This window comes from Chitinophagaceae bacterium (assembly GCA_016699815.1).
Lineage (GTDB): Bacteria > Bacteroidota > Bacteroidia > Chitinophagales > Chitinophagaceae > Ferruginibacter.
Map to the genome: position 1 here is coordinate 2,165,549 of CP065012.1, position 21,223 is coordinate 2,186,771.

Consider the following 21,223-nt stretch of genomic DNA (forward strand, 5'->3'; position numbering starts at 1 on the left):
AGCCCCAATTGTACAAAACCGTTTGTTAGCCGTTCGCCCTTTCAGTTCCATTTTTTATTGCTATTGAAATTTGTAAGTCATCGTCTATTTTCAACATAGTCAAAATAAGAAGCTTCAAATATGTAAAATAAGCATACTGGTGTTTTTGAAGTTCATCTGGGTTTGCCTGCGTACCGTGTAAGTAACTATTCCTTAAATCTAGTCCATTGGTAAACTCACTTTTGTTTAGAAAATAGTTGAAATAGGATTGTTCTATTTTTGAAAACAAGGAACTTTCAAAGAGCACTATATTCTCGCTTGCCATTTGCAATACTTCTTTTTGGAATTCCAAAGGATAGCGATAAAAAGAAGCAAATTCATTGTCGTGTAAGTCTTTAAAAACAAATAACCTTTCGGTATTAGTAATCTGGATGAAACCGTTGTTGTCTACGTTTATAAAACCTTTATCAAGTAGGTATTTTAATTGTGGTCTTTGATGTTCCTCATAATTGTTGAAACTTACTTGTTCGTTTACAATTAAGTCAAAAAAAGTGTGATATTTTTCCTCTTTGAATGGTTCAACATAAGCAAGGAGTGTTTGGTCGGAAAAAAATAGATTTGAGCAGCCAATCATTTCTTTGTTGTCGGTATTGAAATAAATATATTTATTTCGATTCAGACTGGGTATGTCTTTGATTGAGGTTGGGGATGAAGAAATTTGTAAAAGTTCAAAATCAATATTTCCCTCTTCAACAAAGAGCTTGTATTGTTTTAAAATTGACTCAAACTCAGGTGCTAGTAGCCTTACTTTTTCAAAGTATGAATTTGTTGCAGATGGTATTAAAAAACGAGCATTATCTGCAAAACCATATCTTTCTTGAAACGCAATTGTAAAAGCAAAATGTAAAATATCCTCTATTGATGTATTTAATTCAGAAACAATTTTGTTATAGCTAAATATCTGACCTTGAGATGTCATTTCAGATAAGGAAAATCCAGTTCCAATCCTATATTCATTTTGGGAGTGAACTCCCATGATTCTTTCAAATAAGCCCATTTGGCTTTTTCTGCTGACAAGATTTATCCTGTTTTGATTGTCAATAAATTCAAATAAATACTTGAAATTTTGAAATAGTATATATGGGTTATTGTTTTTTTTGATAAAGTCCAAACTATAAGTATAATGAGCTACAAGCTTATCATCAATGTGACCATCTTTTATCTTACTTGCATTCGCAGGAAAACTAATTGATACACCATAAGTCATCCCACTGTTGTCAGTAAAGAATTTTTCTGTTTCGCTTTTGTGTAGCCTTTTAGCTTTTAGTCTTGTTTTGTCTGAAATTTTGAAATCATTTTTATTCCTTACATTTTCAATTAGTCCGATGTAATTTAAGTTTGTATCTGTGGAGTCCAAATAATTTGAAATAATATTTTCTTTGTCAACGATTGTCAAACTTTTAGGAATGAATGTTTGATTTTTTTGAAATTCGTCCTTTGTCTCATAATATGAAAGTAATATTTCTGCCGCTTGAGAATAATTTAATAGAAAGTTTTTTAATTCAGTATTGTAGTAATCAACTAAGCCTTTGTGAGTTAAGATGTCGTGTATTAAGTGGGGCTCTTTTGCAAGGATGTTACTAAAATTAGGTTTTGATATTTGTTTAAAAACGTTTTGATTACTAACTATCTCCCAAAAAGAATGAATGTAACCGTGTTGAGTTTGCTCAAATAATTCAACTATGTTACTGTCATTGATATTTGAGAAAAATTGACCTACGATTCTACCATATGCTGTTGCCTTTTGTTTGAAATTATCAATTTCTTGCTGTGTCCAATTTCTCAAATAGCATTCATTGTCAATATATTTTTTTATGTGATAAAGCTCTAAAACTTCGTTGATGTCTGTGTAATTTTGTTTTGGTTCGGCTCTTAAAATTTGTTCTCCTTTTGATAGGTAATGCCCACCTGCTCCATCCTCTTTGGAGTAAAATTGAACTCTGTCTAAATTGTGTTGATGCATATTTTTTACGGACTGTTTCTATAGGGTGACGGCTAACGGACAGGGCTTGCCGAAGTACGGGAATTAGTATTCCGTCCGCCCGGTACCGATGATGATTGAAAAACTGAAGTTGAAGATAACAACAAAAAGCTAAATAGATAATGTCAAGCTGGATATGAAGCACAATAGAATTACAAAAAGCCAAAGATAACTTCCGTCAGCCCGTATTTTGGCAAACCCCATGTTATGCGTTCGCCCTTCTTCTTGGTCTGTCAAATTTTGTTCTGTGTCCTACAAAGCAGAGTGTGTCCCTGTGCGTTGGCTTGGTAGCTCTTTTGCATTTTTGTCGGGCTTTGTGTGTTGGCTAAAAATGAAAATGTGCTAACAAGAGCGTTGGCTATGCTTCTGTCAAAATATTTTTCCTCTCCTTTACTTTTATTGGAGTGTCCGTTAATAAACTTTTTGTCAATGCGTTTGCAACTTGCCACATTAAAACTGGTGGAACGGCATTTCCAATAGCCCTGTATTGTCTATTTTCAGAAACGGTATCTAATGTAAAAGTCTCTGGAAATGATTGAATTCTTGCAGCTTCTCTTGGTGTAAGTCGTCTGTAACGTTCGTCTATCATCAAAACGGGGTCTGTCCCATTTAAACTAACTTTTGCAAGATGTGAACTTATAGTATTGCAAGGTTGCTCTAAATCTTGTACTCGCCCTTTATTCATTTTTTCTCTTACTCTAAGCATTCCATCAACGGCTCGTTGACTAAAAAACCATTTGTCGTCTTTGTTTGCTTTTTTGTCTATTACCTGTTTTAGTTTAACCTTAGCTCCATTTAAAGTATTAGGTAATGGAAAGCGAAAATTAAAATAGTCGTCAAATTCTCTAAAGCCTACAATAAAGACTCGTTCTCTTTTTTGAGGGACACCAAATTCGGAAGCATTTAAAAGTTTATGATGAATGTGATAGCCTGCTTTTTCAAATTCTTTAATAATCATTGGGAATGCTTTCCCCTCGTTTGCAGAAAGCAAACCTTTTACGTTTTCACCAATAAAAAATCGTGGCTGCTTTTCTTTGAGTACATTAACCATTTCAAAAAAAAGTTTTCCTCTCTCGTCTTTATAACCAAGTCGTTGAGGATTTTGTGCAATTATTGAAAATGATTGGCAAGGAAAGCCCCCCAATAAAATATCGTGGTCGGGAACTTCACTTGGTACAATATCTCTCACATCTTTTAATTCACATTTATGAGAAAAATTACTGTTGTAAATATTTGTAGCATATAAATCATTGTCCGCAGCATAGACAACCTCAAATGGTAGGCTTTCAAAGTGCTTTCCTAAATATGAAAAGTCTCCTTGAATACCCAAATCCATTCCTCCACATCCGCAAAAAAGCGAAGCAACTCTTAGTTTTTTATTTCCATTAATTTTTGCCATTGTCCTGCTGTTTTTGAAAATTCTACAACTAAGTTTTTATCAATTTTTAAATTACCTTTTTCGTATTGCTTTACTGGGTCTTGGATAACGAAAATGTTTTTTTCGTTATCGTTTACAATCAAATAATAAATGAAATAATTTACTCCCATTGTTTCTGCTGTGTCCCATTCGTTTGGTGTTAATTTGAAACGATTGTTATTAATTGCTTTTCTTGATTTGGTAGTTTTTACTTCAATATATCGTTTCTTCTTTTCAATTTCAACACTTTGAATGTCATAACCAACACCAAGAGGCGTAGGCATTTTATTTATTAAATGCTGTCTGTTTGTTTTGTCTTTGGTTCGTAAATATTCGTGTGCTAAAATCAAGCTTTCGCCATAATCTCCAATGATTTTTGTAGGCACTTTTCTATCACCTGTCATTCTTGAATAATATTCTTGAATGAGGTTTGAAATACTCTCAGCTTCGGCTTTATCTAAATGTGGTGCAAATGCTTCAATGTTGTTGAAACTATTTACAAATGAAAACCAATTTTCCTCAATTTCGGAAATTTGAGGATTGGTAATTTCTTTTAGTTTGTAAAACTTGTCGTATCGGTTAAACCATTTAGGATTATTTAAATGATAGTTTATCGCTTCCTTATTTTCATCATTCAAATAATAGTAGTAACCTGTTCCCTTATGTTGAAGTAAGTTAGCCAAAACCATATAATCCAAGATGTCGCCTGCATATCGGCATACATCGCCATTTGAGGGAAACGCACCTGTCTTTTCATTTTTTAATTGTTCGTAATGATGGTCGTAGTCTATCTTCTCATTTCTATTTTTCAAAATGAGTTTTGCAACTTCTTTTGGATGTTTACCATCTCTTGTTACTCTTAAATCAAAATAAGCACATTGAGTCAATTCCTCGGCAGTTATACTAAAAGGTTTTCCTGTTAGTATTTCGCCTTCGCTTAAAAGCTGTAGAATATAATTGCAAGGTTTAAACTTTACACCTGCTTCAATTTGCTTTATTACATTATGAGATTTTATGTGTCCGCCTGGATATTGAAATGAATATAAAAAGTAGTTAAAGAATTCATCTAAATACTGATTATCGGCTAATCTGATTGCAGTTTTACTCGGTTGAAGATAGCCGTCATTTTCTTGTATAAAACCAAACAATGCAGATATTTCTGTTCTCCAATTATCTATAGTTTTTTGAGTAGAAGTAGAATTTTTTTTGAAGCCAAAGAGTACCTTATTTAAGTCAGCATTAAATTCTTTTTCGGGTAAAGTTTCCATTTCCGAAATTGAAGTAGCAACATACAGCAAAACTTCTTCCACATCATTTTTGAAACGTGGTCTTACGTGATGCAAACGAAAAAAGTATTCGTCAGGTATTTTATATTTCTTTTTACTACTCATAAATATTTCTTCAATGATTCGGCTAATACTTTTGCCAAAATTGGTGGAACTGCATTACCCACTTGTTTATATTGGCTTGTTTTACTCCCTAAAAAAATAAAACTGTCGGGGAAAGATTGTATTCTTGCACTTTCTCTAACAGTTGGTATTCTGTTGAATTTGTAATGAAAATGATGCCTGTGTCCTGTATCAATAGTAAAGCTTGGTTTATTGCTATTTAACCTTGTCCAAGCGATATGTACATTTCTTGTTTGTTGTAATGCTAATGGTAAATTTTTGTAATTGCCTCCATCGGGTACAATTGAAATTATTTCAATTGTTTGTTCACTATGATTTGTTATTTCGTGGTTGTAAATTCCTTTAGAGCCCTTTCTAATTAACTCTTGGTAATCAGACTTTGCTTTTACTGAATAATCTTTGCCATCTGGTAATGATTTTTCAGGCAGGTCAGAAATAGCATCTTTTGAAGGAATTAATTTAGTTGTATTTGCTTTAGGAAAACAAAACTCTTCCTTTCCTTTTGTACCAATAAAAAAAGCTCTTTTTCTGTTTTGAGGCACACCAAATTCAGAAGCCATTAATACTTTATAAACTACAGTATAGCCTAACTTCTCAAAATCTTTTATTATGTTGTCTTTTACAACACCTTGTCCCATAGAAACTATGTTTGGTACATTTTCCATCAAAAATGCTTTAGGTTTATAAAAGTCAACAAAACTTACAAATGACTTGTAAAGTTTGTTTCTTTCGTCATCTACAATTCTTTTACCTGCAACCGAAAATCCTTGACAAGGCGGTCCGCCAATAATTAAATCAACTTTTTTAATTCCTGTCTTTTGGCTAATCTCTTTTGCTGTTTCATTAAACAAATCTGCTACAAGACCAAGTGATTTTTTATGATTTTTTTCAAAAGTCGTAATTGCGTCTTTCCAATGGTCAATACCTAAAAGCACCTCGTAACCTGCTTCTATAAAACCGTATGAAAGCCCACCACAACCACAAAATAAATCCAATACTGTTTTCTTTTCTCTCATCATTTTTTTTTGTGAGCTTTTAAATATTCAACTCTTTCTTCTGCAACTTTTAATGCTTCATTTGCTAAATCATCGTCTGCAATTTCATAAGCAATTTTTTCACTTAAATATTGAATTAATAAATTGTCTTTATTTAATTTGAGAATGTCAGCCAATTTAGCAATTTGTTCTCTTGTCGCTTTTCTTTCCCCTCTTTCAATTTTGCTAAGTATTGCAACGTCTATGTCAAGTTGGGCTGCAACTTGTCTAAGAAGCAGTCCTTTTACTTCTCTTTGTTCTCTAATTATTTCGCCTGTTGTTTTCAATTTGAAAATATTGACTTGACAATATGTGTCAAATGTAAAATGATATTTTGAAATAAGCAATTGTCAGCCCCTAAAATTTATTAACAGATGTGGAAACCTTGGTCAAATGGGGTGGTGGGTGGGCTTGGGTGCGGTCGGGCAAAATTAAATGTGCTGCAAATTGTGCAGTTGGCTTTTGTGTGTCGGCTTTGCAGCTCTTTTAATTTTGCGAAGGGTTGCCTGTCTTGGTGCATATTGTGGGAAACCTCAAATTGCGTAGGGTGTCCAATAGGGTGACGCATAACGGTTTCGGGCTTGGCGAAGGTGGCGATTTTCAGCACAAATGTTGATGCGGTGAACCAAATTTTGATTAACCACAAATGTGTCTGCGGAGCACTGAACCGCCACTTTTGCCAAACCCGTGTTGGCGGTAGTTATTTTATAAGTATCTCTCAATAAGTTTCAAATTGTCAGGGTCTTCAATAAATTCATTTACGCTGTCTTTAAAAATAATTTCTGTTTCATCTATTTTCTCTATGTGCTCAATTAGTTTTTCAATTTCGTCAAAACTAAAACCGTATTTGATTAACCAAATTTCGGTCTCATTATTTGTACCATATTTTATATAATTACTTAAAACTTGTGCTCGAATGTCACCTGTTTTATTGAAATAAAGAATAAATGCACTTGAGACTGGGTCTTTTATCGATAATGAAAGAACCTTGTCAATATAATCATAAGTGTCGTAGATTACCTTGTCAAAATCTATATCAACAATACTTGTGTCTTGTGAGAATAGAGGCACAGGTCTTTTAAAAGCTTTATTTGGCAATGATTCAGCAATGCAAGAGAATCTTACTTTCTTCTTTGAGAGTAACAGCCTAAATTCTCTAGGTGATATTTCTTTTCTGATTAATTGTCGTCTAAGTTTTCTTCTATAATCTTTTTCTGAGAGAAAGGCATATCTTAATGAGATAATTTCTGCAAAGGACTTCCCTTGAATTTGCCATAGTAAAATTGGAATGGATGTACTTAAAACATTTTTTTCACCGTCTGCTAAATCTGAACGTCTCAAATGTGCTTTATAAATATTTTCAAATGATAGCTTAATTTTTTTTCTTTGAGGAATTTCTAACCTGTAATACTCTTTAACAGTCAATGGTTCAAGATGTTTGTTTAAAAAATTATCTAAAATAAACGCTATTTCACTGTCAAGATTAGCGTTTGAAATTCTTTCAATTTGACTTTCTGTAAGTTGCAATTCAGCGTTAAAAGTATCGTTCTTGATGGCATCAACAATGTCAATAAAGTCTTCATTGTTTGGGTCTGTTTGGTTGTCTAGATTAGAGGTTATTGATAAGGATGACTCTTTGTTTAATCTATCAATAAAAAGTCTTTTGTTTTTTTTCTCGACTATGACATAACCATAATCGAAAAAATCATCTTCAATTGTGGTTCTTCCAGCTCTACCAATAAGGTTTTTAAGATTAAGTGTTTTCTGGTCTTCATTACCTGTGAAACTAAAATTATTTATCCAAACTATATCAAATGGCATATTGATGCCTTGGATTAAAGTAGATGTTGAAAAACAAATTTTTGCGTGATGTCCATTTACAAATTCTTCAATAATTAGTCTAGCCTTCAATGGTATTGAGCCGTGATGAATAACAATACCTCTTTTCATTAAGAAGATTAAGATGGAGTTTTTATCTCTATCGTCTTTTGTTCCAAGGAATTCTTCGAGTTTGTTTATGTAATGGAGACTTTTTTTATCGGTAATTTCAGGACACAACTCTATATAATCAGAAAATATTTCTAGGAAACTTCCATCGTAAATTTTTGATTTAGATATATAAATTAATGCAGTTCCATTATTCAGAATTACATCCTTTACGATATTACCCTCAATGTTTCTACCTTTTATTTTATCATCAAAAGGTGAAAAGTATTTAAAGTTACCATCTAAATATTCAATGTATATTTTACCTACGGTTTTTTGATTATACGTTTCAGAGTCTATATCATTTGTGATGTTATGTTTTTTAAATTGGGCATCAGGATTCAGTACGAAAGGATGTGTAAAAACCTTTTTTATGTTATTTAATTTTTTATCAATTCTTCTGACTAATGAGTCAAATTTCATACCTCGTATTCCCTCTTCAGAAATTTGTGCTTCATCTAAAAGGATAAGTTCCAAATTCAGGTTGCCAATATTTTTAAAAATTTCTTCCCCTCTTTCAGGTGTGATTATATAAATTCTGTTCTTCGTTCTTTTGGTATTTACAATTTCGATAAATTGGAGCACTAGTGTTTCGTTTGAAACTAGTTTTTTTACCTTTATTAGATATTCCGACAATAGTGCCCTTGACGGTAAAACAATGATTATATCCCCTTGTGTTTCCTTGATTAATTCTTGAAAAAGATATGATTTACCTGCACTTGTAGGAGCAGAAAATGAGAAGTTTGTATACTTCTTAATTGAATTATAAGCATCGGCTTGAACTGGTGTAAAGTTGTGTCCAGTTTCTTCGATTATAGTCTGTGCATATGCATTGTATATTGCTTCTAAAAATGAGTTAGGTTCGCTAGTTTTATAAAAAAGGCCCATTAAAAACATCAATTTACCTTCATAGATTTTGAATGCTTTGGGATTGTATTTTTTTAAGTAAGAAAGTGTTTCAAGGTGGCTATTATTTACAGGCCCATTTTTATGGAAATCAAAAAGTATTTCTTTGATTAATTCAGAATCAATAGTTTGATTAAAAAGGTTTTCGCTTAACATAATTCAACTGCAATTAAGTAAAGTTCTTTATGCTTTATAATCTCTTTAATTGGGTCAGATGCTAAAGCATTATTCAAAATTGTTATTATGTTCTCTCCATTTAAGGAAAATGCAGCTGCATAACCCTTTTCATCTTTAATGATGTTAGCTTTTGTCGTTGGGTCTAAAAATGGTTCTAACCACTTAAGTTCAGCATTGTCTCTGTCTCCAATGAACTCTTCAATTTGATTTAAAGCTCTTGCTCTTGGAGTTGAGTCTAAACTAAACTTTGCTTCTCCAAATACTAAATAATTATTAGTACTAATCGTATGAAAGTCAAATCCAGGGTTTCCTAAAACTTTTTCTTTTAATAGTTCTGCTAATGGAATTCTTTGATGAGAATATTCAATTTCTAAAGCAAGTTGTGCGGAATATGAAACTATAAACTCACCTATATCTTCATTAACACTTGTGGTAATGCCACCAATAATGTCTGTCACTATTTTGTTAATGGTTTTTTCCGCATTTACCTTAAAGGCTTTTTTTGAAATTTCATCTAAGTTGTTTATCCAACTTGTATCCGATATGTAGGTTTCAAACTCTTGAACTATCGGTTTGAAGTCTTTGATTTTAATGTGTAGACAGTTTATTTCACAACCTGAACCTGCTGGAAAGTGCTTTAAAGTTTTATTGTCAATTTGGTCTATGTCCATAGTTTAGGTCTGTCTTTTATAATTACCGCCAACGAACAGGGCTTGGCGTTGTTGGGGGATTTGAAAATCGTCCGCCCGGAACTGAAGCCCAATTGAAAAACTGAAGTTGAAGATAACAACTAAAAGCTAAATTGAAAAACGTCCAGCCCGAACAAAAGCTGCCATGTTGCTGCTGATGAAGATAACAACGTCCTGCCCCAATAACGCCAAACCCCATGTTATGTGTTCGCCCTTCGTCTTGGTAACTTGAATTGAATGTCTGTGTCCACCGTGGCAGGGTATGTCCCGGAAACGTTGGCACAAGGCAGGCTCTTTTGCAAGGCTGGCTTTTGTGTGTCAGCTTTGTGCGCCTTGCAAATGAAAAAATATTTAGCTGATAGTTTCATTAGTAATAATTTGAGGCGTTTTTCTTCGTGCAGTATTTTTTCCAAATTTCTCTTTCAATCTATCCACCACATAATACATCATCGGCACTAAGTAAACAGTGAGTATCAGTGATGACAGCAGCCCGCCAATGATAACCCAGGCTAACCCGTTTTTCCATTCACTGGCTGTTCCTTTTGCCAGAGCAATAGGCAACATACCGAATACCATTGCCAATGTGGTCATCAATATTGGCCGCATACGTTCCTTACCGGCTTTAATCAATGCAGCTTTATAGTACATCCCCTGTGCTTTTAACTGATTAGTAAAATCAACAATTAAAATGGCATTCTTTACCACCAACCCCATCAGCATTATCAAACCAAGCAGGGCAAATAAACTTAAATTGCTTAATGCTAAATTCAATGCAAGAAAAGCACCAATGGTTGCCACCAAAATGGAAAACAATGCAACAAAAGGATACACAAAATTGTCGTACAATGCCACCATAATTAAATAAATCAGCAAAAAAGAAATCATTAAAACAGAACCCAATGCGCCAAAACTATCGTTCTGTCGTTTTATATCACTTCCCCAGGTCATATTTATTCCATCTGTCAAAGGATTTTTTTTAAGATAAGCCACCACTTCATCTGCTACGGTTCCTGATGGACGGCCCAAAGCATCTGCCGTAAGTGTTATAGCAGGCTGGCGGTCTTTTCTTTCTAACAGTGAAGGCGAATTATCTCTCTCTACATTTGCAAACTGCGAAACCTCTATGGGCAAACCCATTGGATTAACAATAGATAAACGTTTTACATCATCATAATTTTTTCGCTCAAATTCATCTAACCAAATCCTTACAGGATATTCTGTTCCGTTTTCGGTAAGCGTTGCATCATCGTTGCCAGTAAAAGCGGTTCTTAAATTTGTTCCCACATAAGCAGTTGTTAATCCCAATCGCTGCATTTTATCTTTGTCAGGAATTATTTTGTACTCAGTGCTTCCGGTTTCTACTGATAGCCGGACATTATCAGCGCCGGGTATTTTTTCTACAATAGATTTTAATTCATTCCCCGATTTCATTACCAAATCCAGATTACTGCCACTCAAAGTAATTTCGATGGGAGCAGAACGTGGAATTAATCCCAAGGCCGCCATCGAATAATTTATTGCCGGGTATTTTAATTTTAAATCTTCCCGAAGTGTTTTCATAAACTCTTCAGTAGCTAAATTATTGAGTTCTTTTTTTGATTTTAATTGAATGGTAAATTCAGTTTTGTTTGTCGAGCCTACACCCAGACTTCCAATACCGGTACTTGGCCCGCCTACATTACTGAATACGGTTGCCACTTCTTTTTGTTGTAGAATATAGGTTTCTACCTGCTGGGCAATCAAATTATTTTTTTGAATTGATGTTGACTTATCAAATTCTAAAGCCATCCTGAATTTCCCCTGGTCGCCGGTAGAAATTAGTTCTTTCCCAATGATTCCCTGCTTCATTATGCCTAGCGTCATTGCAAAAAGCAGTACTACTATTCCTGTAAATATCAGCTTGTGGCTTAAAACCCATTCTAATTGTAAGCCATACCAGTTGATAAATTTATCTAACTGCTGTTCAAACCAAAGCAGGAAACGATTGAAATAATTAGTTGGTTTTAAATCTTCTTTAATACCAATTCGTGAAGCTAACCAGGGAGTAAGTGTAAAGCCAACCAGCAAACTGGTAAGTGTAGAAGTTACCACCACTACTGAAAATTGTTTAAGCATATCAGCTACAAAAACCTGTAAGAACAGGATTGGTAAAAAGACCACTACATCAACCAAAGTGATAGACAAAGCGGCAAACCCTATTTCCATTCGGCCATCCATTGCAGCAACCCGTTTTTCTTTTCCTTTATCCAAATGCTTTTGAATATTTTCCAAGACCACAACGGCATCATCTACCAGGATACCGATGATTAATGACATGGCAAGCAAAGTCATCAGGTTGAGTGTGTAACCCAGCAACCACATCACAGCAAAAGCCGTAACTAAAGATGTTGGAATGGCAACGATTACAATTAATGAGTTTCTAAAACTCCGAAGGAATAAAAGCATTACCAATGAAACCAATAGCACTGCTAAAATTAAATCGAACACTACTGAATTAACAGCTGCAATAGTATTATCAGTACTGTCGTCTGCAATGATAAACTTTACACTTGCATTCCTATTTTGCTCTTCAATTGTTTTGAATTTATTGCGAACTAATTTTGAAACATCAACAGCATTGGCATCTCCCTGTTTTTTCAACATGAGCCCAATGCCATTTTTCCCATTGTACCGGCTGATGGAAGTTGTTTCTTTTATTCCATCGGTTACAGTAGCTACATCTTTTAAATAAACAGGGCTGCCGGGAAGCGGCATTGCCACCTGCACATTTTTTATATCTTCTATCGTTGTGAATTTTCCTGATAGTCTCACCGAACTGTTTTCTTTGTCAGTTTGCACTTTACCGGCTGGTAAATCAAGCCCTGAGCGATTAACAGCATCTACCACCTGCGAAAGGGATAGTTTAAAAAGTTTCAATTTATCCAGGTTTACTTTTACCTGTACTTCTCTTTCTTCACCACCTAAAATAGTAATCTCTGCCACACCTTTCAACTGTTGTATTTGCGGAAGATATTCATCTTTCATTTTTTGGTAGAAAACGGTAACCGGCAAATTGCTGGTGGCACTGATAGACATTATCGGTAAATCATTCGGCGATACCTTACTCATTACCGGGCTTAAAATATCAGCCGGTAAATCTTTGCGGATATTATCGATGTAACGCTGGGCATCCTGCATCGCTTTATCCAGGTTCGTACCATATTTAAGGTTAGCAATGATGATAGAGGCGTTGGGCAAAGATTTTGTAACCAAATAATCTATGCCTTCCATATTGGATAAAGCGTCTTCAATTTTTCTTGACACGGAAGTTTCCACTTCACCGGGTTCGGCCCCGGGGTATGCTGTTTTAATAACTACAACCGGTTGATTAAAATCGGGCATCAGTTCATAACTGAGATTTTTATACCCGATAATACCCAATAAAGCAAGCACACTGAAAAGAACGATTATCAACGATGGACGCTTGATTGATATTTCTGTAATATTCATCTTTTGCCAATTAGGAATTAAAAATTAAGAATTACGGGTTTTCATTGTGATTTGAATTTTGCCAAGTATTTTGCAAATTTCTTCAGCATCATTATGAATACTTTCAAATTCCTCTTTTGTAATGTAATCCGTTGCTTGCAAAAGCTTCAACCAATAAATACTTTCCCTTGCTTCTTTATATGCGATACCTAACTTATTTAAAAAGTCTTTATCAGAAACAGCACCAATCGCTTCTTCCACATTAGCTCCAATAGAAGTTCCACTCCGAAGTAATTGTTTAGATAAAATAAATTCTTTCTTTTCGGTAATTAAGTGTTTATTTAAATTCACAATTCTAATTGCAAAAGCAAATGATTTTTCCTGTATAATATTATTTGACTTCATTTTAGTAATTTTTAATTCGTAATTCCTAATTTTTAATTGATTTCAAAAAAGTGATATGCCACATTCCCCTTAAATCGCCTGTCTTAAAATCGTATGCCATATCCAAAGGATAAAGCGTATTGATGGCTTTCCACACGGATGGTTGTATATCTTTGCTTTTACTACCATGACATGAAGCACACATTTGCTGCAACATGATTGGTTTGTAAAAATGAACTTCGCCATTTTTACTTTCCTCTGTTATTGGTTTTATAGAATCATTTATTATTCCCTGTTCTTTTAGTGAAGCAAATATTTTTACTATTCGCTCTTCTGCTGTATCGGGTTTATTCGCTGGATTTCTGTACTTCAAGGCCGTTCTTCTTATTGTTATGGAATCGGAAGCATAGATATTGGTGAGTGTATATGCCGCTGTTTGACAGTAAGGTACAGCGCCTTCAAAACCGGACTGACTGATTGCGGATTGCAGGGAATTTCGCAAGGTATCAAAGGTTTTCTTTACTATACTATTTCCCATTTTTGTATAATCTGATTTTATGCTATCATTATTTTTATTGCTGTTGTTACAGGCAGTAAATAATGCAATTACCAGAATGCTGATATAAAAAATAGTACACTTCATAATTCATAATATTTAATTTTTAATTGTCACATTGGCCCCATCAAAAAGATTAATAAATCCATTTGTTACAATCACATCCCCTTCTTTTAACCCCACTGAAACAGCCACTTTGTTTTCAAATTTTTTGGATATAGTAATATTTTGCAAAACAGCATTACCGTTTTTTACAAGATAAACCTGCGGTTGATTTTCTGAACCAACAGTAACAGCGGCAGGAATTACTATGCCTTGTTCAGGTGTATCATTTCTCAAATTCAATTTGCCAAACATGCCCGATTTAATGGCCAGGTTTGAAACATTATTCACGGTAAACTGAACAGGAAATGAATTGCCGGCATTTGCTTTGCTTCCTATCAAAGAAGTTTTTCCCTGTAGCTTAATTTCAGGAGCTGCATCTGCAATAATTTCGTAACTGTTTTTGTAATCAAATAATTTTAAATCGTTTTCGGGAACAGTAACCGTAAATCTTAACTGGCTTATATCTGTAACCTGCAGCAATGGAATGCCGGGCGATGCAAAAGCGCCAACCTCACTTAGCTTGGCAGTTACCACACCGTTGAAAGGTGCGTAAACAGTGGTTTTATTTAGTTGTGCTATAATGCTTGCCCGCAAGGCTTGTGCATTTTTAAGCGATGATTTTTGCATAATAGTACTACGTTGATTTTTTGCAGTTTGCAATTGCAACTCCGCTTTTTCTAATTGAATTCCCTGGATGGCATCTGCCGCAACAAGAATTTTATAACGCCTTACATCATCCTCCAACCCATTTATTTGTATTTGATTTGCCTGTAATTGAATGTCAACTTCCGAAGTGATATTTTGTATCTGTACATTTACCGTGTTCAACTGCTGGTTCAGCAAAGCATCATCCAATTTAATTAGTGCCTGCCCTTTTTTTACATTGCTGCCGGCATCCACATAAATTGCATTTATTTTTCCCTGTACTTCAGCACTGAGTTTGGTTTCTTTATTTGGTTCAAATGTGCCTGTATAAAAATATACGGCATCAATACTTTCTAATTTTATTGTTTGAGCCTGCACATTAATGGCCTGCTCTTTATTATATTGATACACTTTTTGTTGAGTTGCATTCTTATTTGTTTTAAGGCGAATAGCGATAGTTGCTACCAACAACAAAGGGATTAAAATATATAAAATCCTTTTCCAGGTGATTGACTTTTTTTTCATGTCGGTGATAATTAATTTCCAATTTTTATTTGATTCGTTAGTTTTTTGAGTTCCAAATCAGCCTTCAAATAATCTACCACTGCCGACAGGTAATTTTGCTGGGCTTCCCGTAAAGCAGTATCAGCCAGCAAAACATCTGTTAAAGAAGCCGTTCCCTGTTTTTGCTGAAGTACAGTTTGTTCATATATCGTTTGGGCCAGCTTAATTTGAGAACGGTTTGTTTCAATAGATTTTTGTGCAACTGCCATTTGCCGCTTTGCGTTATGGGTTTGCATAGCATTTTGTTCGGCAACCAATTGTACCTGCAATTCACTATTTCTTATTTCCAATTTTTTCTGACTTATTTTTCGTTGGGTTACTGTACCATTAAATAATGGATAGCTTATTTGAATACCTGCAAAACCAATGGGGTAGAATTTTAAAAAATCATTGGGCTGTTTGTCGTAGCCAAAACCGGTTTTGCCATACGTTCCAAAAAGTGAGACCGAAGGAAGCTTACTCTTTTTCAATGTATTTAACTCACTCAGCAACAATTTGGATTGTGTATTTGCCAGGCGAATTTCTGTTGTCGGAGTACTTGAATATTCATTACTCTTTTCGTAGAGAATTTCCTGCTCAATTTCCATGTTTTGGTCAAGGGAGATTCCCATTGCAAATTTCAATGCATTTATTACCTGCTCATATTTGCTGGTCACTGATTCTTTTTGTGTTTCAAGCTGTTTTTTTTGCAATTGAACCTTGCTCACATCTGCACCCTTTGCCATCAGTTGTTCTTTTAGCAATTGCATATTTTTTAATAGTCTGGATGTGTTCACTATATTACTGTCAATAAATGCTAATTGCCTGAGTAAAAGTTGTCCGTTGTAATAGAGATTTGAAATATCAAAATAAATTTGTTCTTCTGTTTTTTGCAATTGCAAATCGCTTAGCTCTGTTGCAATTTTAGCTGTTTGTATAGCCCCAAACACCTGCGGATTATACAATGGCATTGTTAACTGCAAATTGGCATTGATGTTATGCGGCACACCAAATTGTGTTTCTTTAAAAGCGCCTGCAGGACCGCCAAAAATAGATGCAGGCATTAACTGTGTTGGCAAATCGGTAAAATATTTATAATCTGCATTGGCTGATATTTTAGGAATCAGGTTAGCTTTTGCTTCCATTTTTCTTTGCTGGCTTATCGCAATATTGTTTCTGCTCATTTGCAAAGCTTTGTTGTAAACCTGTGCAGTATCAATGCACTGTTGCAAGGACCATACCTGTGCCTGTACTGCGGTAAACCCTGTTACAGTAAGCAGTAGAACCAAAAATTGTTTGCGAATGTTCACTAACTTCATTGGTCAAATTTTTTATTTGATGAGTAATAGCTGGCTATCCTCTATTCCTTTTACCGAATGTTTTATCATCGGCTCAATATTTGCATAGTCGCCGGGCAATAAAATTTCTTTTATTCCTCTTTCATTTTCAAAAACCACTTCTCCTGTTACACAAACTAAAAGGGCAGGTGTTTTTGTTGTATGTTCTTTTAATAATTGGTTATTCAAAATCTGAATAGCCGTTATATTTCCTTCTGCTGCTTTAAAATGAGGGATAGCAGAAACGGGTTTTAGTTTTGTATGCAAATCTTTTATGTTCATTCAAAATAGTTTTCAAAGGTCAAAAGGTAGCCCTGCATTTCTTTCAGGATTTCAGCATCCTTGCTTTCAGCTTTTAGTTTCTCCAATTGGCCTTTTATCGGAATTAAAAAATTATGTAACTGGTTATGAGACTCTCCTTTCATTGTACACTTGGCAAAAATGGTTTTAAACTCTACCTGTAGCGAATCATAAAGTTTTTCAACTTCAACTTTACCTGTAATACCATTCTGCACAAGCGATGACATATTGTTGATGCCTTTTATGGTTTCGGGGTTGGCCTTCCATTTTTTCCCATTATCCAACTGAACTTTGGCGGCAGTTTCTTCATGTTCACCTTTGTTGTCCATTTGCTCATCTTTCATTTCTGATTGCTGGTGATTGTCATGACTTCCCTCTTTCTTGCTTTCCTGATTATTGCAGGCAACAAATACAAGAAGTACAACAGGTAGTAATAATTGAAATCGTTTCATTTTTTGAAATTGTTTTATGTATTAATAAATAAGATGCACCAGCAATGAATACTGTTAACCCAATACGAAACAACATTGCATTTACGGTTTTCGTTTCGTACAAGCCGCCATTGTTAATGTGTATCCTTAAACCTATAAAAGCGGCAACAAGAATAAATACAGAGACGGCTAATAGCCAAACTGACCACTTTTTCATTTTTAATGAACCATACGCAGCCACCAGGTACAAAATACTACTGATGAAATTTGCCCACACAACAAGTGGTACATAGTTGCCTTCTTTAGCCCTGATACCAAACAGGTCGAAGATTACAGAGCCGCTTAGAAACAGGGTTAGAGAACCAAACAGAAACAGTACTACGGCCATTATTATAATAAATGTTCGTTTCATATTTTATGGTTCATATTTTAATTAAAGTCAAAATACTATCCATCAGTCTATTTCCTTTTTTCTTAACATCAAATGAAAAATCAGTCATTCTCCATTGTAACATGTGGAGCCGGAAACTACCCATAATGATGTGTAATAAATCCTCGGCGGGAGCTGATGTTTCAAACACTCCCTCTAACTGTCCCTGCTTAATAACCGGCAGAAGATGCTTTCTTTTCGTTGCCATTATCTGCATAATAGCAGCATTTATTTTTTTACTTTCTTCCAGCAAGCCTTCTGAAAATACCGCAACCAAAAAATGAGGATGTTTTTCAAAATAAGCAAACTGGTTATTGAATACTGCTTTCAGTTTTTCCACAGGGTCATCTAATTTTTCAACACAGGCAGTAAGCCGTTTATCCATATCGGCAGCAAGGTATTGAAGCATGGTAACGATGATTTCTTCTTTTCCTTTAAAATGGCGGTACAGGGCACTCTCCGCAAAGCCCATTTTTGCAGCAAGGTTTTTTGTTGTAAGTCCTGCAAGACCTGATTCCGTGAGAATTTCACCTGCAGCTTCAATAATTTCTAATTGACGTACTTTAATTTCCATTACATTTATTTTTTTGAACAATCAGTTTAAACCTGCCACTGTTTCAAATTATTGTTTGTTAAGAAATGCAGAATACATCCAAACTAATTTTTCCTGCATCCTGATATAGTCACTCATTAAAGCGTTGGTTCCTTCATCACCGGCTTCGTCTGATAAAGAAAGTAATTCCCGTTGCAATAGAATTACAGTTTGAAAAGAGTTTAAAATTTCCTTAACCGCTGTAATGCCATCCGATACCTTGGTGCTCTCAGCAATTTTTGAAGTTTTTTTATAATCAGAATAATTGTGATTGGGCGAATGACCTAGGGTTAAAATTCTTTCGGCGACCTCATCAACTTTCAACAATAAATCGTTATACAGTTCTTCAAATTTTAAATGGAGTTCAAAAAACTTGTCTCCTTTAATATTCCAGTGGTAGCCTCTTGTGTTTTGATAAAAAAGAGAATAGTTAGCCAGTAATGTATTCAATTTTTCGGCTAATTGTGCTGCTTTGGCGTCATCAAGTCCAATTGCATTTAAATTTTTCATATTGCGATTTTTTAAGTTTTACTATTGATTGTTACAATCTTATTTATTACATCACATTAAACTGTGTTGCCAAGTCTCATTTTATAAAAAGAAATACCCAGCCATATTACAGAAGCTGTCATGGCAATAGCGCCTATTAACACTAAAGCAGGAGGAAGGCCAAAATATACTTCTGATAAAATACCAATCGGCATCAGTAACCCCGTTAGGGCAAGCCAGGAAATAGCCTTTACACTTTTAAGTTTATCTCTAAAGCGCAGTAGCAAATAGCCTATTAGAATATTCAGGAAGGCAAAGAGGTTGCCATGCACATGGGCTAACCTGCTTTCAAAGTGTTTTCCAGTACTATAAGAGTTTACCCACTCTGCTTTGCCGGGTGCAAAATCCCTTAAATAAATTAAGAGGAACCCGTAAGCCATAAAAGCCCCCATTGTAAGGAACCCGATGGCGATGTTATTTTTTCCGTTCATGATTTTAGTTTTAATGTTTGTGAATGTTCACTCACAAATATAGTTGCGCTTTTTACCGGGATAAGTAACCTTTGTTACATTGAACCATGATTTTGGTCAGATTTACATTTTTTTAGAAATTTCATTTTGGCGAAAATCTTCTTATGTGGTGGAAAATTGGCTCTTATGGGATTTGCTTTTCTGTTGGCCTGTGCGGTTGGGCAAACCCTCAATGTACCAATATGGGCAGGAATTAAAAATGGCTTTGTATCGAGGTTTTGTTTGTCTTACAATGTGCTAAAAATAGCGTGGGGTCGGGTGGCAAAGTCATGGGTGATTGTATATGTGTAGGATGCTCAATAGGGTGACACATAACGACCAAGTATTGCCGCAGATGGGATATTTGATGCTGTGTCTGCCCGCAACTGCAGTCGAATAATGATTAAAAGTACAAGTTAACAACTAACTGCCCAGCAGAATTCTGTCAAGCCAGGATGCAGTATAATAGCGATTTGCAGCTGATTGTTCTTCCGTCAAGCCCCATTTGTCGGCAATACATTTGTTATGTGCACACCCTTCTTAAAAGGCTTTGCTTTCCTGTTTAATGTAAGTAAAAGTATTCATTTATGGTTTCATCAAGCCTGTTTGATAAAAGTTTAAAGTTGTCTTGTGTTGGTTTTAAGTTTACAAACTTTCCAATAATCTTACTTCTTTTAAATAGTATGATTGTGTTATCAACTTGTTGATTTATTTTACTATCTCTAATGTCAGAATCTGTATCAGAAAAAGAAGGGACAAAAGTTAGTGCTGTTTTTTCAAGTTTTAATTCTATTCCCAAATTTTCTAATTCTTTTTCCCTATTAACCTTGCTATAGTTTGATTCATTACCGTAAACAAAATAAACTTTCAGGTATTTTTCCCGCTTTTTGCTTTCAGATTCCAAAAATGTAAGCCATTCTTTTATATCCTTCCAATTGGGATTGTTACCAACAAAGTATAGAATACCATGATACCACCCATACTTACAAATAGGGCAGGCCTTACTTCCTTTATCAGGCCCCCATGCATGGAATGGCGTAAAAGAAAATACATCTTCACCTATATTTTTTCCCGAATTGATTCCAATTGTGTTTTTTATAGGATAGTTAGGAATGTTTAACCCAAGAATGATGTTTCTTTCCCCAACTAACAGAGAATCTTTTTGTTTAACCATCGTTACAACTCCACTTCCTGTACGGTTTTCCATTTTTTTTCTATAGGCTGTTGTCAGCAATTTATCATCATCAAATACAACATCGTCAATATAGTACTCATTAATTTCGTTAGGTTCTTTAATGGTCATATGTATGTGAGCTGGGAAATCCCTTGTAGGATATTTACCTGGCCTTACAGTGTATATAAAATATCTCCCTGATGAATCAGTTTTTACCCACCCACGAATATATCCGTGAGTTTGCCCTTTTTCATTTGGCGGCATACTCCGTTTTTCCATGGGTTTATGTACATACCTTCCTTCTATGTTTGTCTGATAGTAGTATATAAGAACATTTGGTGCTGGTGTTATCCCATCTTGATGATATGCTATTCCCGTAAGTAGAATTTTTTGCCCGTTCTGAGTCCAACCGGAACTTGTATCAACAGCACTAATTGCCTTTGTAATACCATTAAAAGTAAACTCACTATTTTCAAAATTTCCGCCAACCCTTTGTCCTTTACAGCTTAGTAATATGGAAGTTGCTAAAAAAAGAAAAAATGTTCTTGTTCCCATTGCCAAATATTTTTAAGCAAATCTCATTATTAGATCACTGTAAATCAAATTATATGTTGCAAAATGA

19 protein-coding genes are annotated in these 21,223 nt (G+C 34.7%); all 19 read right to left on the reverse strand.

Annotation, left to right across the window (positions count from 1 at the left end):
• Positions 1–25 precede the first annotated feature (25 nt).
• A complete protein-coding gene (locus IPO46_09655; protein QQS62375.1) occupies positions 26–2,002 on the reverse strand; it encodes a hypothetical protein in 1,977 nt (658 codons plus the stop codon).
• Positions 2,003–2,378: 376 nt separating this feature from the next.
• On the reverse strand, positions 2,379–3,419 hold the full coding sequence (locus tag IPO46_09660) for a DNA cytosine methyltransferase (GenBank protein QQS62376.1): 1,041 nt from the start codon (positions 3,417–3,419) through the stop codon (positions 2,379–2,381).
• Positions 3,389–4,828 (reverse strand): DUF3883 domain-containing protein, encoded by a 1,440-nt coding sequence (locus IPO46_09665; protein ID QQS62377.1) that lies wholly within the window; start codon positions 4,826–4,828, stop codon positions 3,389–3,391. The genes IPO46_09660 and IPO46_09665 overlap by 31 nt, the downstream gene beginning before the upstream one ends.
• Positions 4,825–5,862 (reverse strand): DNA cytosine methyltransferase, encoded by a 1,038-nt coding sequence (locus tag IPO46_09670; GenBank protein ID QQS64370.1) that lies wholly within the window; start codon positions 5,860–5,862, stop codon positions 4,825–4,827. The genes IPO46_09665 and IPO46_09670 overlap by 4 nt, the downstream gene beginning before the upstream one ends.
• On the reverse strand, positions 5,862–6,167 hold the full coding sequence (locus IPO46_09675) for a helix-turn-helix domain-containing protein (GenBank protein QQS62378.1): 306 nt from the start codon (positions 6,165–6,167) through the stop codon (positions 5,862–5,864). Before IPO46_09675 ends, IPO46_09670 begins: the two co-directional genes overlap by 1 nt.
• Positions 6,168–6,585: 418 nt before the next feature.
• Positions 6,586–8,928 (reverse strand): DEAD/DEAH box helicase, encoded by a 2,343-nt coding sequence (locus tag IPO46_09680; protein QQS62379.1) that lies wholly within the window; start codon positions 8,926–8,928, stop codon positions 6,586–6,588.
• Positions 8,922–9,620, reverse strand: coding sequence for a hypothetical protein (locus IPO46_09685; protein ID QQS62380.1), 699 nt, complete (start codon positions 9,618–9,620; stop codon positions 8,922–8,924). Before IPO46_09685 ends, IPO46_09680 begins: the two co-directional genes overlap by 7 nt.
• A 369-nt stretch (positions 9,621–9,989) precedes the next feature.
• The gene (locus IPO46_09690; protein QQS62381.1) at positions 9,990–13,127 is read right to left on the reverse strand and encodes an efflux RND transporter permease subunit; all 3,138 of its coding nucleotides are present in this window, start codon (positions 13,125–13,127) and stop codon (positions 9,990–9,992) included.
• A gap of 24 nt (positions 13,128–13,151) precedes the next feature.
• On the reverse strand, positions 13,152–13,511 hold the full coding sequence (locus tag IPO46_09695) for a four helix bundle protein (GenBank protein QQS62382.1): 360 nt from the start codon (positions 13,509–13,511) through the stop codon (positions 13,152–13,154).
• 25 nt (positions 13,512–13,536) lie between these two features.
• Positions 13,537–14,133, reverse strand: coding sequence for a DUF3365 domain-containing protein (locus IPO46_09700; GenBank protein ID QQS62383.1), 597 nt, complete (start codon positions 14,131–14,133; stop codon positions 13,537–13,539).
• Between the two features lie 12 nt (positions 14,134–14,145).
• Entirely contained in the window at positions 14,146–15,321 is a 1,176-nt protein-coding gene (locus tag IPO46_09705; protein ID QQS62384.1) for an efflux RND transporter periplasmic adaptor subunit, read from the reverse strand.
• Between the two features lie 11 nt (positions 15,322–15,332).
• A complete protein-coding gene (locus IPO46_09710; protein QQS62385.1) occupies positions 15,333–16,658 on the reverse strand; it encodes a TolC family protein in 1,326 nt (441 codons plus the stop codon).
• 12 nt (positions 16,659–16,670) lie between these two features.
• A complete protein-coding gene (locus tag IPO46_09715) occupies positions 16,671–16,958 on the reverse strand; it encodes a hypothetical protein (protein QQS62386.1) in 288 nt (95 codons plus the stop codon).
• Positions 16,955–17,428 (reverse strand): hypothetical protein, encoded by a 474-nt coding sequence (locus IPO46_09720; protein ID QQS62387.1) that lies wholly within the window; start codon positions 17,426–17,428, stop codon positions 16,955–16,957. Before IPO46_09720 ends, IPO46_09715 begins: the two co-directional genes overlap by 4 nt.
• Positions 17,370–17,819: a hypothetical protein gene (locus tag IPO46_09725; GenBank protein ID QQS62388.1), complete on the reverse strand. Its 450-nt coding sequence runs from the start codon at positions 17,817–17,819 to the stop codon at positions 17,370–17,372. Before IPO46_09725 ends, IPO46_09720 begins: the two co-directional genes overlap by 59 nt.
• A 10-nt stretch (positions 17,820–17,829) precedes the next feature.
• Complete coding sequence (locus IPO46_09730) at positions 17,830–18,411, reverse strand: TetR/AcrR family transcriptional regulator (GenBank protein ID QQS62389.1); 582 nt, start codon at positions 18,409–18,411, stop codon at positions 17,830–17,832.
• Between the two features lie 48 nt (positions 18,412–18,459).
• Positions 18,460–18,939, reverse strand: a complete 480-nt coding sequence (locus IPO46_09735; GenBank protein ID QQS62390.1) for a DNA starvation/stationary phase protection protein — start codon at positions 18,937–18,939, stop codon at positions 18,460–18,462.
• Between the two features lie 56 nt (positions 18,940–18,995).
• Positions 18,996–19,409: a hypothetical protein gene (locus tag IPO46_09740; protein QQS62391.1), complete on the reverse strand. Its 414-nt coding sequence runs from the start codon at positions 19,407–19,409 to the stop codon at positions 18,996–18,998.
• Between the two features lie 580 nt (positions 19,410–19,989).
• Entirely contained in the window at positions 19,990–21,156 is a 1,167-nt protein-coding gene (locus tag IPO46_09745) for an intradiol ring-cleavage dioxygenase (protein ID QQS62392.1), read from the reverse strand.
• Positions 21,157–21,223 lie beyond the last annotated feature (67 nt).